Source organism: Leptolyngbya sp. Heron Island J (assembly GCF_000482245.1).
Taxonomy (GTDB): Bacteria; Cyanobacteriota; Cyanobacteriia; order Phormidesmidales; family Phormidesmidaceae; genus Leptothoe.
This window is the reverse complement of record NZ_AWNH01000047.1, coordinates 55,124-69,174: the sequence shown is the minus strand read 5'-3', so window position 1 is coordinate 69,174 and position 14,051 is coordinate 55,124. Positions and strand designations below refer to the sequence as shown.

Genomic DNA, 14,051 nt, shown 5'->3' with positions numbered 1-14,051 from the left:
AAGGGGCAAGCCCTTCAGCTGCCCCTTCTTTGAAAAGTTTTAAAAACCAAGTGAATACAGCAAATTTCCCTAAGGAAAATGCTGCGATCGCAACAAAAATCAATACCAGAGCTTAGCAGTCAAAATTTTTGGCTACCAAAGCTAGTTGCTAAGGTCATCTGACCTTAGCGAAAACCGACAGATGCCTGCCAAACAAAGGCTAGTAGCAAAAAGAACACAGGCAGAATTGGCAGAATATCTACCAATGGAGAAAATGCCTGATAAGCTTCGGGGAGTTTAGCTAACAGTAGGACCGCGTCCATGAAAACCTCTCTAAGTCGGCGACGGTTTGCTTAAATAATTGACTCACATCTTAACATGCTGTGGTCCCCGCTAAAGTTTGTTAATATTCTGTCTAACCTTTATCGTTAGAGGGTTCTAGCCACGCTTGAAATTTCACTGCAAACTGATTTTGTAAAATTGATTCACGAATAGCCTGCGTAAACCGAATCAGCTCGGTGATGTTGTGAATAGACAGAAGTGTATAGGCTAGAATCTCGTGGCTATGGATTAAATGACATAGATAGGCCCGAGTAAAGTTTTGGCAGGTGTAACAGGGGCAAGTTGGGTCTAAGGGCGTCAGGTCTCGACGGAACTTCTGATTCTTCAAATTCCAGCGTTCACCTTGCACCAGCGCTGCGCCATGGCGGGCAAAACGAGTAGGAATCACACAATCAAACAAATCCACACCCGCAGCAATGGCTTGGGCCATTTCTCGGTAAGTGCCAACCCCCATGAGGTAGCGTGGTTTATCCGGGGGCAGCAGCGGTGTAGTCGCTTGAACAATTTTTTCGATGAGTTCTGGAGGTTCACCAACACTAACGCCACCGATGGCATAGCCTGGTAGCTCTAACTGAACCAGCTGCTCTGCTGCGGCCTGACGCAAATCGAGGTGAACGCCGCCTTGCACAATGCCAAACAATGCCTGATCGCTACGCTGGTGAGCCTCGATACAACGCTTTAGCCAGCGATAGGTGCGCTGGGTAGTAGCTTCTACGGCATCCCGTTGCGCCGGATATGGGGGACACTCATCAAATGCCATAATCACATCCGCCCCCAGCTGGTTTTGGATGCGGATAGACTCCTCAGGAGGCATGTGAATCACGCGTCCATCGCGAGGAGAACGAAAGATAACGCCCTCCTCAGAAATTGTTCGAATTTTACTCAGGCTAAAAACTTGAAACCCGCCCGAATCAGTCAAGATGGGTCCAGACCAAGCCATAAACCGATGCAGACCACCAGCGGCGGCTACTAAGTCTTCACCAGGCTGTAGATGCAGATGATAGGTATTTGCCAAAACCATTTGGGCTCCTGCATCCTGTAACTGTGCTGGAGTGACGGTTTTGACGTTAGCCAGGGTGCCCACTGGCATAAACCTTGGCGTATGGACGGGGCCGTGGGGAGTATGAAATGTACCTGCTCTGGCCTGGGTATGGGAACAGGATGCCTGGTGTTCGAAAGAGAAATGGTCAGTAGTCAACAGATAAGTGCTGTCCTAACGTGCTGTCCTGGAAAACCGTACCAGATTTCAGCGAGCAGACCCAGCTAGCTGGCAAAATTATTGTTATCGTCATCCAAGCAAGCATCCCACCGGGCAGTGAGTGCTTCAGCTAGCATGGCTTCCAGAGTAGCGTCGTTAATGCTGCAGCTATTATGCTCTGTCAATGGATTAGATAATGGCAAAATACGCAGACAGCGGTTGTCCTGAATCAAATCAAAATAGGGTTGATTGTCGTCTAGCTGTCCCATCTCTAAATAGTCAAAACTTGTTACGTTGAGATAGAGGCTGCTATTGGCGACCAGAGTTGCCTGTTGAGGATCGCTAAAGACTTCGACTACATAGCCTTCCCCTTCTCTTAGAAGCTTTCCTTCTTGGTTATGGATATACCGGACACGTCCCAGATGCTGCAAAATACGCACCATATCTTTTTTGTTGATTACGGTGCCTATATCAACAAGGCAGGGGGCTGGGAGGGAAGTTGTTGAAGGTTGATAGCTCATAACAGGGTCGGTAGATGGGCATGTGTGGTCAGTATTAGGCCCGTTAGACACCGAAGTTTTTTAACAATCTATATTTCAAGATAGATGAAATCTGAATATTTGGAACGCCCAAGACAAAAAATAATCGTCTCTCGTTGAGGCTGTTGCCTTTTGACTTCATATTATTTCAGCAACTTTCCGTACTGACTTCAGCCAGAATACTGAACATTAAGTCTTGCCCACCGGATTTTGAAGAGATGTAATTCGGCGGGGTTAAGTAGCTCAAATGTTTATGAACAAGCTTTGTATGAAGGCTATGGGGCAGTGGATCAAGGCGGTTGCTCAGACTGGGCAACGACAATGGGCTTTACTCAATGGAGCCTGGTTGTTTTACACATGTTTGCCAGTGCCCCGAAATTGGCCTGTGCAATTTGGGCAGATTGCACGGGTGGCTCCTATTGTTGGCGCGGGTTTAGGGGGCTGTCAGGCGACCATTGATTGGGGTTTGGGTTTGGGGATACCGCTGTTCCTCCGCAGTGTTTTGGTGGTGCTAGCAGGGTTATGGCTGACAGGAGGGTTGCATCTGGATGGAGCCATGGATACGGCGGATGGTCTGGCAGTACAAGATGACCAGCGTCGCTTGCAGGTGATGGCTGACAGTAATGCAGGGGCCTTTGGTGCGATGGTTGCGATCGCAATCCTACTGCTCAAAGTAGCCGCACTAACCAGTATCAGTCACACACGTTGGTTTGCCCTCATAGCAGCAGCAGCTTGGGGGCGCTGGGGCCAGCAGTGGGCCATTGGTAACTATGCCTATCTCAAACCCCAGGGCAAAGGAGCCTTTCATAAACAAGCCATCCCATCACCTTGGTATACTCTGCCCTGCGCTGGGGGTTTAGGGGTACTGACGATTGTCGGTGTGGGGATGAAGTGGGTTACCTGGCAGTACGGGGTGGTAACAGCCGCTGTTGGCATCGGTAGCGCAGTGCTCGTGGCAAGCTGGCTAAACCACAGGTTAGGTGGTCACACTGGTGATACCTACGGAGCCGTGGTGGAATGGGTGGAGGTGGCCGTATTGGTTGGGTTAGCGTGCGTTGGCTAGCGCTGACGTTAAGGATGGATCTTGAAACAGCGGCGTACTGAGATAACGCTCACCAAAACTAGGTTGAATCACAACAATGAGTTTGCCTGCGTTTTCCGGGCGACAACCCACATTCATGGCAGCGCACAAGGCGGCACCGCTGGATATACCTGACAGAATGCCTTCTTCTTTGGCAAGACGACGACCATATGCGATCGCATCATCATCATCCACAGCAATCACTTCATCAATCAGATTGACCTGGAGAACATCAGGCACAAAGCCAGCACCAATCCCCTGAATTTTGTGAGGCCCCGGACTTCCACCCGTTAATACCTGACTGTTAGACGGTTCCACAGCAACAGTCTGAAACTCTGGCTTTCGCCGTTTTAGCACTTCGCTGACCCCGGTGATTGTGCCGCCTGTGCCCACACCAGCCACCAAAAAATCAACTTGCCCCTCAGTGTCCTGCCAGATCTCTTCTGCCGTAGTGGAGCGATGCATGTCTGGATTCGCCGGGTTACGAAACTGCTGCAGCATATAGGCATCGGGTGTGGAGGCCACGATTTGCTGGGCACGCTGAATGCAACCAGCCATCCCCTCATTACCTGGGGTCAGTTCTAGCTCGGCACCATAGGCGCGTAACATAGCGCGACGCTCGGCGCTCATCGTTTCTGGCATGGTCAGAATTAGCCGATATCCCTTAGCAGCAGACACCATGGCTAAGGCAATGCCCGTGTTGCCAGACGTGGGCTCCACCAGCGTGGTTTTACCCGGCTGAATCTTGCCAGCAGCTTCAGCCGCAGCAATCATATTGACGCCAATCCGATCCTTGACCGAAGCCGAGGGATTCATCCCTTCAAGTTTGAGCACGATTTGGGCAACACAGCCCTCAGCCTGAGGGATACGATTGAGTTTAACTAGCGGTGTCCGACCCACCAGTTCAGTAATATTTTGGGCGATCCGCATAGCTAACCATTTTCCGACGCGCTAAATGTAATACATCAAATCCACCTGATGTTTGGCGTTACGCTGTTCTACCAAGTCTTGCAGCGTATGGGCAGATAGCACTTCCCTGGTGGCTGCCTGCACCTGTTGCCACAAGCCTCGTATAACCTGGCGCTCCGTCGTCAATACAGCATCGCTCGCATTGTCCTTATTTTCTAGGCCTTCGATACAATTCACAACGTCCAGGAGCATGACATTCCAGGGGGCTTGAGATAGTAAATAGCCACCTTTAGCACCGCGTTGGCTTTTGACAAAACCAGCACGGCGTAGAGTAGCGAGCAGTTGTTCTAAGTAACGATCAGGAATATTTTGCTGGGCTGCAATCTGACGAATTTGTAAGGGCTCACCTTTGTCATAGTGCAGGCCAAGTTCTAACAGGGCCAGAAGGGCATATTCACTTTTGCAGGAGAGTTCCACAGGACGGCTTGGCTGCAACCCTTTAAGTATACTCCGGTTCTCCACTGGGGAATGGATATTTGTAATGGGTTTCTAAAGCATGGGGGCCAAGCACAGATCTCATGAATCGGTAGACTGCGACTTAAGACGTTCAAGCAGCCGCTCATAATCCGGATGGAAGCGGGGATGCAATAACCGTTTGACCGGGCTTCCCTGTCGGATATGTTGTTCAATAATTGCATCCACGTCCTTAGGGCTGACTCGGCAATACCAAACATTATCCGGTACTACTCTCACCGTCGGTCCAGAACCACACTGGCCTAAGCACGAGCTGGCGGCCACCATTAACTCAGCACTGGCATGCTGCTTTAACTCAGCCAGTACGGCTGCCGCATTGAAACGTTGACAGCTGCGATATTGACAAACTTGAATAAATCGACGCTTGGCTATTGATTGATTTGATGATTCAGGAGTTGGCAATTGACTCATTCGTAATGCCACATGGCTGCCAAGAGCTTAGGGGCTGCGAATATTAACTATTAAGAGCCATCATACCCGCAGCTATTGAATGAAAATCAAGGGGACACACAACCAACCTTGTGTCTTGTATCATTGCAGGATTGACCATTAAGTGCAAGCAATACTGACATTTACAAGAAAAATTCATAAAAATCGACCTGACCACTGGTGTGCGCGGCATCAGGCGCATTGGTGATTTGCATATTGGTTTACCCTGATAGGTAGTAGTTGTAAGCGTTGTAACAGGTTATGGCAAGAAGTAAACGCCGCCGCACTTCTGTTTGCGACTTCACATCCGCTTAAAACCCGTGGCGGTAGCCGCAATGTTGAGTTCCCCATGGAACTAGCCCAGGTCTGTAAAGGTTGTTCAACTCAAATACTTAAGTTGAACCTAAAAAACGATTGACCACTCCATTGAGTGTCTTTTGCATACTGCGCTTGCGTCGCCACTTGTTCAAGTCGCGTTCATAGCGTTCCCCTGAGGTTTGTGAAGTACGCCAGGCTTTCAGAGATAGAACCAATCCCCAGAACAAGGCAACATACAGGGAAAAACCAAGGTGCCCGAGGAAGGTACCACCCGGTGTTAAAAAGTCCATGATGACTAAAAAGCTAACAATAATGCCGTAGCGGACTGCCTGACTTTGTAACTTTTGTACTCGGTGGTGTTGGAAAAGACGGTGGTCTTCGGCTTTGCCTTTCATGATTTGCCACTCTTGCTCAGCGTTCTGCAGCGCAGTTGGGCTGATGTTAAGTTCTTCAGCAATTTCTAGCAGCTGCTCATGGGAGAGTTCACCCGACTCGGTTTCTTGCGCGATCGCAATTTGCAAGATCCGCTGAGCATCTTCCATTCGGTAGAGCTTGTCCATGGTGTTTTACGAGGAGGGGGGGTAGGGTAGGCAACGCCCACCGTCCAAAGCGGTGATATCTATATCGAGGTCCTATCCTAAGTTATAGATAATTTTAGGACGATTGAACCAGGGGATTCGCTGGTCGGATAACCGTCTTTTAGGAGAATTACGATGTCTGTGATCAAGCTGAGTGGGTTGACTACGTATCCCATTAAGTCAGCGGCAGGAGTAAGTTTGAGTCAGTCGCAGGTAACGAGTCGAGGCTTGCAGCATGACCGCCGCTGGATGGTGTGTGATCGCAACGGCAAATTTCTAACCCAGCGTAAGTTCCCAAAAATGGCGCTTATTCAGGTAGCCGTTGATGAGACCTTACATTTGAGTATTGCCGGTATAGCTGACGCCTCCTTAGAACTGCCAGCAGTGCCCGCCGCCCAACCACTATCCGTAGAGGTGTGGGGCGATCAATGTACCGCCTGGTCCATGGGAGATCAGGCTGCTCAGTGGCTGAGCAATTTTCTGGGCATTGACGCTCAGCTAGCGTACATGCCTGACAGTACCCATCGCCCCAGCGACCATGGGCGATTTGAAACACCCAACAGTTTTGCGGATGCTTATCCGTTCCTGCTCATCTCTGAAGCATCCCTAGCAGATTTAAATGATCGTCTAGAACAGCCAGTGCCAATGAATCGGTTTCGACCAAACTTAGTGGTCACTGGCTGCGAGCCATTTGCCGAGGATACCTGGCAGCAGATTCAAATCGGCGACATTGTCTTTGATGTGGCTAAAGCTTGCTCTCGCTGCTCTATTCCAGGCGTAGAGCAATCCACAGGTGAACAAGGCAAAGAACCCCTCAAGACATTAGCCACCTATCGCCGTTGGGAGCATGCGATTTGGTTTGGCCAGAATTTGATTGCCCACAGTGAAGGGACGTTGAATGTGGGTGATGCGGTGAAGATTTTGGCATAGGAATCAAAACTCCGTCGGGGCATTGCATGCAATGCCCCGACGGAGTTTTGGCGTTATCATCGATGCCGTTCTTTGTTAATTGTCGACTTATCCAAGCTAGGCAAATGGTTTGAGGTGCGATAACCAGGAGGTGCTGGAGCGTGATGCCTGCGCCGGACAAGGGGCATACGAGGGCTATGGAGCATCAGTTCACCAACAATGACATTGAGCTGATCGCCAATCAGCATCACCAGCGAGGTCAGAAATAACCATAGCAGCAGCACAATCACCGTACCAACGGCACCGTAAACCTTGTTGTAGTTCCCAAATTGAGCCACATACATGCGGAATGAGGCTGACAGCAGAGCCCAAGAAAGCGCGGCCAGAACTGCTCCCGGCATCAACGGTTTGCCACGGGTCCAGCGGCTAGGACCAAAGCGATAGACAAAAGCAAACGCAGACGACACAATACTCAGAGCCAGCGGCCATGTCAGTAATTCCCAAACGCGCAGAACCCATACACCCACGGTATCGCCACTTTGCTGAGCCAGCAGCTTAATAACACCTGCACTAATAAAGACAAGATACGAAGCCGTCATGAGCAGCAAGATCGTACCGATGGTCAGACCAATCGATAAAATCCGCGATTTCCAAAAGGGGCGTCGCTCCTCAACAGGAATCTGGTGGATTTCATCAAGGGCACGCATGGCTGCACTGATGGCCCCAGATGACGCCCACAAAGAAATACCAAAACTCAAGGAAAATAACCCCCGATTCCCCCCTTGGGTAACCTCAGCCGCAAAATCCTGAATGAGCTCAGTAACCGCCCCTGGCGCAATTTCACTCAGACTCATAGCCAGGCGGTTAAACGTATTTTCTAAGGAGTTAACCAGGCCAATGGCGGTCAACATCGCCAGAATGCCAGGAAAAAGGCCGAGCATGGCATTGTAAGCCATTTCAGAGGCTAAGCTAGGCAATCGTCGCCGCAGCGTTGCATGCATCACGGCTCGAATCGTGTGGAAGTTGATATAGCTGAGAAAACGAATAAATTCGAGTGGTGAAAACGTACGAGACAGCCGTCGCAACGGTTGCTGTTCGCAATAGGTGGTATATAGCGTCTGACGCAGCGCAGAGTGCAGCGGACCAGTCTCTCGTCGGGGAATGTTTGGCAAAACGTCTAGCTAATCAACACACTTCTTCAAAATACAGATTTCTACTTAGATAGCAAGTAACAATCGTAGAAATCTTACGTTTTTACCCCTCAGCACTTATTTGTAACATACCCACTTTTTGTTGGCGGCTACGAACAAAAGGACACAATTTTTGCTGTGACACAGCTTACGCACTGAAATATTTAGCAACAGGATGATATGTAATGATCGCCGTTGTTGATTCTTCAGGATAAAGCTGCTCGCTTTCATCCATAGTCATGCCAATCCGATCGACCCCCAAAATGTCTAGCTGCTTGGCCTGGTCAGCCACATTGGGGCAAGCTGGATAGCCAAAACTATAGCGGCTGCCTTGATAGCGCTGGGCCAGCATATCGCGTATATTATCGGGATCTTGATCGGCGTAGCCTAACTCCTTACGAATCAGCACGTGACACCATTCAGCCATGGCTTCAGCCGTTTGCACTGCCAAACCATGGAAATAGAGATAGTCAGTGTACTTATCTTCCGCAAATAACTGGCGAGCATAGTCGGCTGAAATTTGACCAACCGTAACCGCCTGCATCGGAAAAACATCAAACTGATTCTGATCTTTGGGTAAGAAGAAATCAGCAATACACAAACGGCGCATGGAGCGCTGACGCGGAAATTCCCAGGTAAACAGGGGCTCAGAATCCTGAGGCGTCAGTCCTTGCTCAATAACCGCAGGATCATAAACGTGTACAGAGTTACCTTCAGCAGTACAGGGGAAGTAACCATAAATTAGCTGGGGATGCAGCAGATTTTCCTCTTTAACCTTTTGCTTCCATTCAGCCAGGATAGGATGGACCTTCTCGGCTAAAAACCCATCGTATTCTTCACGAGTTTGAGCTTTGGGCTTACGAAATTGCCACTGACCCACAAATAATGCCTGCAGATCGAGATACCAGTAAAGCTCATCCATATCAAAGTCTTCAGGATTGAGCACTTTAGTCCCCCAGAAAGGCGGCGTGGGGCGAGGAATATCAATATCAACGGCTTCAGAGCGATTGGTATCAATCACCTCAGGCTCTTGCTTTTCTGCTGGGGTAACACCGCCATTTAATGCAGCTTCAGCCTGCTCAATCGCTTTACGCCCTTTCTGATTGTATTGAGCATAATCTCCGATAAAACCCGTGCTATCTTGCCAGTTATTTTCTTTTTTCGCTGGCATCAGTCGATCCATAAAGGTGAGATCAGCAAAGGCATCTTTACCGTAGATCACCTGGCCCTGGTAAGTATCCTGGCAGTCACCATAGACAAACTTAGGTGTCAAAGCCGCACCGCCTAGAATGACAGGGACAGAAATTCCCTTTTCATTAAATACCGACAAATTCTCTTTCATAAAAGCGGTGGACTTCACCAGCAAACCGCTCATGGCAATACAGTCGGGCTGGTGCTCCTCATAGGCAGTGACAATTGCATCCACGGTCTGCTTAATACCCAGGTTAATCACTTTATAGCCATTATTGGTGAGGATAATATCCACCAGATTTTTACCAATATCGTGCACATCCCCTTTGACCGTAGCAATCAGAAACTTACCCTTGCCGCTGTCATCTTGGCCGTCTTCTTTTTCCATCAGCGGCTCTAGAAATGCCACCGCCGCCTTCATTGTTTGAGCTGATTGCAGCACAAACGGTAGCTGCATTTGCCCAGAACCAAAGAGTTCGCCCACAACTTTCATGCCATCGAGCAAGAAAGTATTAATGATTTTCAGGGGCTCGTAGTCACTGTCTAAAGCTAACTGCAATGCATCTTCAAGCCCAATGCGTTCACCGTCAATGATGTGCTGCTTTAGACGTTCTTCAATCGGTAAGTCTGCCAGCGATGCAGACGAGCGGGCGTCTTTAGTGGTGACTCCTTCAAAGAGTGTTGTCAGCTCTCCTAAGGGATCATAAGTACAAATATCGCCATCAAATGCTCGTCTGTCATAGATCAGATCTTTACAGATCTTCTGATGGTCTGGGTCAATCTTGATCAGGGGTAAGATTTTGGCGGCTGAAACAATGGCACCATCCATGCCCACCTGCATTGCTTCATGTAAAAACATTGAGTTCAGGGTGATACGGGCAGCTGGACTGAGACCAAAGGAGATATTAGATACCCCCAACATGAAATGTGCACCGGGCAGATTCTCCTTAATCTGGTTAATCGCTTCAATAGTTGCTTTAGCATTCTCTCGATCCTCTTCAATGCCCGTTGAAATGGGAAGCGCCAGAGTATCAAAGAACAATTCATGGGGCGGTAACCCATATTCGAGAGCATCGCGATAGGCACGCTGAGCAATTTGAAATTTCTTCTCGGCAGTACGAGCCATGCCGTCCTCATCAATGCAGCCAATGACGACACCTGCACCATAGGTTTTGGCTAACTCCAGGACCTTGAAAAATCTCTCATCACCGTCTTCATAGTTCGTGGAGTTGAGGATACACTTACCTCCAGCCACCTTGAGACCAGCTTCCATTTTGGTCCACTCGGTGGAGTCGAGCATGAGTGGCAAGGTGACATTGGTCACGAGGCGAGACACAATCTCGTGCATGTCAGCTTCTCCGTTGCGGCCGACGTAGTCTACGTTAACGTCAAGGATGTGGGCTCCTTCTTTAACCTGGCGTTTTGCGATCGCAATTAACCCATCCCAATCATCCTCATTCAGCAGCTCCCGCACCTTCCGCGAACCGCTGGCATTCAAGCGCTCGCCTACAATCAAGAACGAATTATCCTGCTCATAGGGTTGTGCCCCATAAATCGAAGCCGCTGCAGGCGTATAGTTTAACGCTGGGCGAACTTGTTGTGGACTCTGCCCTGCCGCAGATGAAGTTAGGAAAGCGTCTGTCCCAGTCAAATATGGCGATATTCTAATCTCTCGCGTCTTCGGAGACAGTTCTTGCGAAATCTCCGCTAGTGCGGCAATGTGTTCAGGCCGCGTACCACAGCAACCACCAATCACCTGCACACCCAAATCTTCCACAAACCGATGCAACGCCATCCGCAGCTCCATCGGCGTCAGCTTATAGTGAGCATGACCACCAATATTCTCCGGTAGTCCCGCATTTGGTACACAGGAAACCACAAAGGGAGACGTTTCCGACAAATATTTCACATGCTCGGTCATCAGATCTGGGCCTGTTGCACAGTTGAGACCCAAAATATCAATGGGGTAGGGCTCTAGAATACTGACCACTGCCGTAATATCAGAGCCTACCAGCATAGTCCCGGTGGTTTCCATGGTCACCGATACCATCAGTGGTAACCGAGCGCCTCTCTTTTCAAAGACTGCCTCAATCGCATTCAGGGCCGCCTTAATTTGCAACACATCCTGACAGGTCTCGACGATAAATAGATCAACGCCGCCGTCGTATAGCCCCTCTGCCTGGACCATAAATGCTGCCAGCAATTCATCGTAGCTAATGTGTCCCAGAGTAGGTAACTTTGTCCCTGGCCCCATGGAACCAGCCACAAAACGAGGCTTTTCAGGTGTAGAAAATTCAGCCGTGCAGCGCTTGGCCAATTCTGCAGCTATCTTATTCATCTCATAGGCCTGATCCTGCAGTCCGTACTCTGCTAAGACAAAGGTGCTGCCGCCAAAGGTATCCGTTTCAATTACGTCTGCACCAGCTGCCAAAAAATCGCGATGGACCTTCGCCACAGCCTCAGGTTTAGTGACCACCAAATATTCATTACAGCCCTCATACTCCAACCCACCAAAGTCATCGGCAGTCAGTTCCTGGACCTGCAAATTGGTACCCATTGCCCCATCAAAGACAATTACGGGCCGTTCAGGACTATGCAGACGTTCGAGGAAAGTACTGTTCATAGCTATCAAAGCAGTTAACGAAGCGGAGACTATATCTATTATTATCGACCTTATTGATACATAGATTGGCAGGATACTTTGGGGATATGAAAGCTATCGATAGTTTTTGGGTCTGAACACAGCCGCAGCTAACGTAGAACCCGACCAATCAATGATTCGCTAAAGTAAGACCAATGCAATCTGGTGCAGTGGCATGACGTTATCAATTGACAGAAAGAGCACAGGACTCAGCCCTAATACGCTCCGTGGAGTCCATCACATTGCCCTCAACGTTAACGATATGGCGACATCCCGACACTTTTATGGCTCGATTTTGGGGCTGCATGAGCTTACGGGCAATGAAGTGCCTGAAACGCTGGTTAAGCTCGTTACCCAGGGTAAAGTGTCTAACTTTCGTCTACCCGATGGCACCATCCTGGATCTTTTTGGTGAACCCGATTTAGGCCCCCCTAGTCCTGATCCAACCCAGCAATTTACTCGGGCCAACCATATGGCTTTTGATATTGCACCTGAGCTCTTTGATCACGCTGTTGAGATGCTTAAGCAGCATCAGATATTGATCGACCACGGACCTGTCAGTAGACCCACCGGACGCGGTATTTATTTCTATGACCCCGATGGCTTCTTATTGGAAATTCGCTGCGATCCTCAGTGAGGGTTTAGCCTAGCTGCTGTGCCTGTTCGGCAGTCAAGTTGAGAATACTGATAATCTGCGCTTTGGGCATTCCTGTGTCTAACGGATTTTGTGCAGCAGTGATGATTTGAATCTGAGCCTGCTCCTGAGCCAATCGCTCTTGTTCAAAACGCTCAGCTATAGTAAGGAACCACGTTACAACAGATTAATTGTAGCGATTGCACTAGTGTCTAGCTGGATTTCAGACTGGCGGGGACAGCCCAGACTAGAGTGAAGGCTCGGACTGCCATAAAGCAGGTCATGGCTAACCAAAGCAAACTAGGACTTTCTCGAACATAGGCCATCAAAGCTAAAGGCATGAATCCTAGACCTGTGGCCAAGATAGTGGAGTTGCGTAGAACAATGCTAGAAGTCAGCCCCAGAAAGTAACCGTCTAACATAAAGGCAATGGCTCCAAAGCTAAATACGGGTAACAGCCAAAAGACGTATTGGTTAAGCTGAGTCAAAACTGTTTGGTGATCGGTAAGCAAACCAAACACCGCTTGGGGAAAGGTGATTAATGCGATCGCAACTCCCATCCCCAACCCGACACTAAGCCCACTGCCAACCCTGGCCAGGGCTCGTAGCTCAGACTCTTTCCCTTGACCGTGAAACTGTCCGGCATAGGCCTCAGTGGCAAAGGCAATCCCATCTAGAAAATAGGTAACCAACATCAGTGCCTGAAGCAGCAGTGTGTTCACAGCCAGAGTCTCGGTGCCCATCCCCCCGCTGAGATTAGTAAACAGCCCAAAACTCACCAGCAAGGCCCAGGTTCGTACCATGATGTCGCGATTGAGGCGAAATAACCTGGCAACTGCGCGACGGCTCCACAAGCTCAGCCGCTGCTGCCAAATCTGAGCCCAGGGCAGCGCCCGCGAAAGCAGCAAGCCACCCACCAGTAGCATGGCGTACTGGCTCAAAGCTGTGGCTAACCCAGCCCCGTAGCTATCCCACCCCAAGCGCACTATCATCCAATAGTCGAGCAAAACATTCGCCCCATTACCGACTACTGCGAGTACGAGCACCCGCCGTCCCTGCCCCTGCCCCAAAAACCAGCCCAGCAGGACATAGTTCATCAGCACCGCTGGTGCCCCCCAAATTCGCCCCTGATAAAAAGCCAGACCGGCATCCAGTACATCCACATCAGCCTGAAGAATGGCAAAGCCGATCAGCCGCAGCGGCGTTTGCACGATTAAAATCAGCAGTCCCAACGTTAGGGCCACCATCAATGCCCGTAATCCTACACGCCATTGCTCAGCCCCATCACCTCTACCCACAGCTTGGGCGATCAGCCCGGTGGTGCCCATGCGTAAAAAGCCAAAGCTCCAGTAGATAAAGTTAAAGAGCACCGTCGCCAAAGCCACTCCGGCAAGATGACGAATATCGGCCAGGTGCCCGAGAAATGCAGTATCGATCAACCCTGCCAAGGGGACCATTAAATTTGAAGCGATATTTGCGATCGCCAGTCGTCCAAAATCCGCTAACCAAGACGGCTTCATAAAAACGTAGATCCCTGTTTACATCAACATTAATTGGTCAACTAGAAACTCTCGTCCTG

General features: G+C 49.7%; 14 protein-coding genes. 3 read left to right on the top strand and 11 right to left on the bottom strand.

Going from position 1 to position 14,051, the window contains the following annotated elements; translation table 11 throughout:
* Window positions 1–164 precede the first annotated feature (164 nt).
* The 3 genes from N836_RS74180 to N836_RS53830 all read right to left on the bottom strand — a co-directional run bounded on the left by N836_RS74180 (window position 165) and on the right by N836_RS53830 (window position 1,962).
* Window positions 165–302, bottom strand: a complete 138-nt coding sequence (locus N836_RS74180; protein WP_023073142.1) for a photosystem II reaction center protein K — start codon at window positions 300–302, stop codon at window positions 165–167.
* Between the two features lie 92 nt (window positions 303–394).
* Entirely contained in the window at window positions 395–1,519 is a 1,125-nt protein-coding gene (gene tgt, locus N836_RS53835; RefSeq protein WP_031292873.1) for a tRNA guanosine(34) transglycosylase Tgt, read from the bottom strand.
* A 65-nt stretch (window positions 1,520–1,584) separates the two neighbouring features.
* Window positions 1,585–1,962, bottom strand: a complete 378-nt coding sequence (locus N836_RS53830) for a hypothetical protein (RefSeq protein WP_327058706.1) — start codon at window positions 1,960–1,962, stop codon at window positions 1,585–1,587.
* Between the two features lie 349 nt (window positions 1,963–2,311).
* Between N836_RS53830 and cobS the strand changes: the two genes are divergently transcribed.
* Window positions 2,312–3,121: an adenosylcobinamide-GDP ribazoletransferase gene (gene cobS, locus N836_RS53825; RefSeq protein ID WP_235071098.1), complete on the top strand. Its 810-nt coding sequence runs from the start codon at window positions 2,312–2,314 to the stop codon at window positions 3,119–3,121.
* Here the strand turns inward: cobS and cysK are convergent.
* The 4 genes from cysK to N836_RS53805 form a co-directional block, all read right to left on the bottom strand.
* Window positions 3,104–4,069 carry a cysteine synthase A gene (cysK, locus tag N836_RS53820; RefSeq protein WP_023073138.1) on the bottom strand — a complete coding sequence of 322 codons (966 nt, stop codon included), beginning with the start codon at window positions 4,067–4,069 and terminating at the stop codon, window positions 3,104–3,106. The two genes, cobS and cysK, sit on opposite strands and share 18 nt — an antisense overlap.
* 21 nt (window positions 4,070–4,090) lie before the next feature.
* On the bottom strand, window positions 4,091–4,525 hold the full coding sequence (locus N836_RS53815; protein ID WP_023073137.1) for an RrF2 family transcriptional regulator: 435 nt from the start codon (window positions 4,523–4,525) through the stop codon (window positions 4,091–4,093).
* Window positions 4,526–4,624: 99 nt separating this feature from the next.
* Window positions 4,625–4,993, bottom strand: a complete 369-nt coding sequence (locus N836_RS53810; protein ID WP_023073136.1) for a (2Fe-2S) ferredoxin domain-containing protein — start codon at window positions 4,991–4,993, stop codon at window positions 4,625–4,627.
* 410 nt (window positions 4,994–5,403) lie between these two features.
* Complete coding sequence (locus tag N836_RS53805) at window positions 5,404–5,889, bottom strand: 2TM domain-containing protein (RefSeq protein ID WP_023073135.1); 486 nt, start codon at window positions 5,887–5,889, stop codon at window positions 5,404–5,406.
* A gap of 153 nt (window positions 5,890–6,042) precedes the next feature.
* Here N836_RS53805 and N836_RS53800 point away from each other — a divergent pair, with 153 nt between their 5' ends.
* Entirely contained in the window at window positions 6,043–6,837 is a 795-nt protein-coding gene (locus tag N836_RS53800) for an MOSC domain-containing protein (protein ID WP_023073134.1), read from the top strand.
* 56 nt (window positions 6,838–6,893) lie between these two features.
* Here N836_RS53800 and N836_RS53795 read toward each other — a convergent pair whose 3' ends face one another.
* Window positions 6,894–7,988 (bottom strand): YihY/virulence factor BrkB family protein, encoded by a 1,095-nt coding sequence (locus N836_RS53795; protein ID WP_023073133.1) that lies wholly within the window; start codon window positions 7,986–7,988, stop codon window positions 6,894–6,896.
* 166 nt (window positions 7,989–8,154) lie between these two features.
* A complete protein-coding gene (metH, locus tag N836_RS53790) occupies window positions 8,155–11,820 on the bottom strand; it encodes a methionine synthase (RefSeq protein ID WP_023073132.1) in 3,666 nt (1,221 codons plus the stop codon).
* 193 nt (window positions 11,821–12,013) lie between these two features.
* Here metH and N836_RS53785 point away from each other — a divergent pair, with 193 nt between their 5' ends.
* Complete coding sequence (locus N836_RS53785; protein WP_023073131.1) at window positions 12,014–12,475, top strand: VOC family protein; 462 nt, start codon at window positions 12,014–12,016, stop codon at window positions 12,473–12,475.
* A gap of 4 nt (window positions 12,476–12,479) precedes the next feature.
* On the opposite strand, the gene N836_RS77890 is transcribed toward N836_RS53785, so the two are convergent.
* Both N836_RS77890 and N836_RS53780 read right to left on the bottom strand, forming a co-directional pair.
* A complete protein-coding gene (locus tag N836_RS77890; RefSeq protein ID WP_023073130.1) occupies window positions 12,480–12,608 on the bottom strand; it encodes a hypothetical protein in 129 nt (42 codons plus the stop codon).
* A 76-nt stretch (window positions 12,609–12,684) separates the two neighbouring features.
* Window positions 12,685–13,992 carry an MATE family efflux transporter gene (locus tag N836_RS53780; RefSeq protein WP_023073129.1) on the bottom strand — a complete coding sequence of 436 codons (1,308 nt, stop codon included), beginning with the start codon at window positions 13,990–13,992 and terminating at the stop codon, window positions 12,685–12,687.
* Between the last annotated feature and the right edge of the window lie 59 nt (window positions 13,993–14,051).